Raw genomic sequence first — 2,178 nt, forward strand, 5'->3', positions numbered from 1 at the left:
AAGCAAAGCCGCGATAAAAGCAAAGCCGCGATAATGCATCTGATCGGCCACCCCGCAATGCGGGCACACGATATCAGGCCGGATCTCCATGCCCAGCCGAACCTTTGCGTCCCAGTGGCCGGACGGATCAAGTTGCAATATCCATTGCCGCGTGCGCTTGATCCAGCGCGTGACCGATACCGGCTTGACACCAAGGATCGCGGCTGCGTCCGTGACTGGTCGTTGTTGCGATAGCAGCGCGATGAACTGTGGCAAGTTGTGAAACTTCAGCCTCGACAGAGGGGTGCCGGTGGTGCGGCGGAAATGCACGTCGCAGGCGACGCACCGGAACACCGGCAGGACCGGCTTCGGATCGGCTGCGCGCGTGGCAAGCACCGTCTCGCCGCCTCCGCAATGCGGACAGCGTGGCGGTGCTTCCGACAGCGACAGTATCTCATCGAACTGCCCCCGCAGCCAGGCGGTCAACGCCTCGTCTTCCGAATCGGGAATTGGCCGATAGTGCCCCATCCGCGGCATCATCGGGTCGAATACACGTTTCGGGGGGACCGTTGTCGTCATGTCAATCTCATTGCCGGTGCAACAGAAGGGCCGTTAGGGTGACTGCGCATCTGAACATTGGAGCGAAAATTTGCCTGCTGAAACAGCGGGATGTTTTAGGTGCACCATGCGAAAGTCACAAGCCTTCTGAAAAATGCTTTCTGGCTATTTTTAAGCGTTGCCGCCGGCCCCTCGCAGGACCGGCCCTTCGTCATGTGGCTATCGCTGTCTGCTGACGCGGGGGCTCAACGGAAACATTCCCGCATCATCGTTCCATGGATCGAACACCATCGCGCCCGACGGCTTCGTGTCCTTCACGTTGCGTGTGACCAGATAGAGATTGTGCTCGATCGCCGTTGCGCCGAGCATCGTGTCGATCACCGGCGGTGGATGGCCGCTCGCGCGCTTCACTTCACCGGAAGTCCGGCCCCAACGGCGAACGATTTCGTCATCCAGAGACAGGACACGCGTGCCGAAGCGCTCGGCCAGCGCATCGCGCGACGCAATGTAGCGCTGCCGATCGGCGTGGTCGTCGGGAAGGTTGTGAATTCCTTTGTCATATTCGGCGAGCGTCAGAACGCTGATGTGGAACGTCTCTTCGTCCTGCCCAGCGGCCCAGGCTTTTACCGACGGGGCGCCCTGCGGATTGATCAGGGCGGCCACGACATTCGTGTCGAGCAGCCAGCCCCTCAAAGCTCGACATCCCGACCGTGATCGGCCTCTCGTGTCAGATCAAGTCCGCCGAGATGCAAACCCTCCATAAATTCGACGAACGGTGCCCGAGGCTTTTGCTGAGCGAGCCGCTCGAACTCTTCGACGCTCATCACGACGACTGCATCGTGACCGCGCACAGTCACGCGCTGCGGCCCGTCTTCGCGCGCATGCCGCACCACCTCGCTGAACCGTGCCTTCGCGTCTTCAAGCTTCCATCGTCCGCCCGCCGTCCGGCTGCCAGACCTCTTTGTCTTCGTTAGTTCCGCGTGTTTGCCCATCGAACCATTCCTAGTCAGCTAGTCAGCTACATAGCATGCCCATCGCCGGACTTCCACATCGCGCTGCCCGAAAAAGCAGGAAAGTGATCGGGGAAGGGGAAGCGGCTGCTCGACGACGCCAACGAACGGGTGCTGTCGCTGAAATCCTCATTCGGCAGCCGCGCAGATGTTGGGCAAAACCGATTCAAGGCTCGGAAGTCTTGCGAAAGTCCTCGTGCTTGAACACCTCCGCCAAAAGCTTGGTCCCCATATCGGCTTCCGGTTCAGAGAGCCCTGAAAACCCGAGCAGCAATCTGGATGGCATCGTCAACTTAACGGAACGTGGCATTCGATGTGCGATGACGGGCCATGACAGACCGTGATCCGCTCTATCGCCGCCATCGCTTTCCCGCTGAAATCATTGCCCACGCCGTATGGCTTTATTTCCGTTTCCCTCTCAGCCTACGGATGGTCGAGGACTTGCTGGCTGCCCGTGGGATCATTGTCTCCCATCAGACGGTCCGGCTGTGGGCGGAGAAATTTGGGCGGACCTTTGCCATCGACATCCGTCGTCGCTCATCCGGCCAGCTTGGAGACAAGTGGCACCTCGATGAGGCCGTCATTTCGATCCGAGGCAAGAAGCACTGGCTGTGGCGCGCCGTTGATCAGG

At 60.1% G+C, this 2,178-nt stretch carries 4 protein-coding genes; 1 reads left to right on the plus strand and 3 read right to left on the minus strand.

Annotated elements, in window-relative coordinates; all coding sequences use genetic code 11:
* The 3 genes from AB4Z52_RS36005 to AB4Z52_RS36015 all read right to left on the minus strand — a co-directional run.
* A partial coding sequence (locus tag AB4Z52_RS36005; RefSeq protein WP_442222580.1) for a DUF746 domain-containing protein occupies positions 1-558 on the minus strand: 558 nt, incomplete at its 3' end.
* 198 nt (positions 559-756) lie between these two features.
* Positions 757-1,230, minus strand: a complete 474-nt coding sequence (locus AB4Z52_RS36010; protein ID WP_442222581.1) for a type II toxin-antitoxin system VapC family toxin — start codon at positions 1,228-1,230, stop codon at positions 757-759.
* Entirely contained in the window at positions 1,227-1,529 is a 303-nt protein-coding gene (locus AB4Z52_RS36015; RefSeq protein ID WP_442222582.1) for a type II toxin-antitoxin system Phd/YefM family antitoxin, read from the minus strand. Before AB4Z52_RS36015 ends, AB4Z52_RS36010 begins: the two co-directional genes overlap by 4 nt.
* Before the next feature lie 348 nt (positions 1,530-1,877).
* On the opposite strand from AB4Z52_RS36015, the gene AB4Z52_RS36020 reads away from it, so the two are divergent.
* A partial coding sequence (locus AB4Z52_RS36020) for an IS6 family transposase (RefSeq protein WP_442222583.1) occupies positions 1,878-2,178 on the plus strand: 301 nt, incomplete at its 3' end.

This window comes from Rhizobium sp. 2YAF20 (genome assembly GCF_052114685.1).
GTDB lineage: Bacteria > Pseudomonadota > Alphaproteobacteria > Rhizobiales > Rhizobiaceae > Rhizobium.

Bases quoted from the DNA above. Each gene is read 5' to 3' on its own strand.
- AB4Z52_RS36015 (WP_442222582.1), bottom strand. From the start codon at position 1,529: ATGGGCAAACACGCGGAACTAACGAAGACAAAGAGGTCTGGCAGCCGG.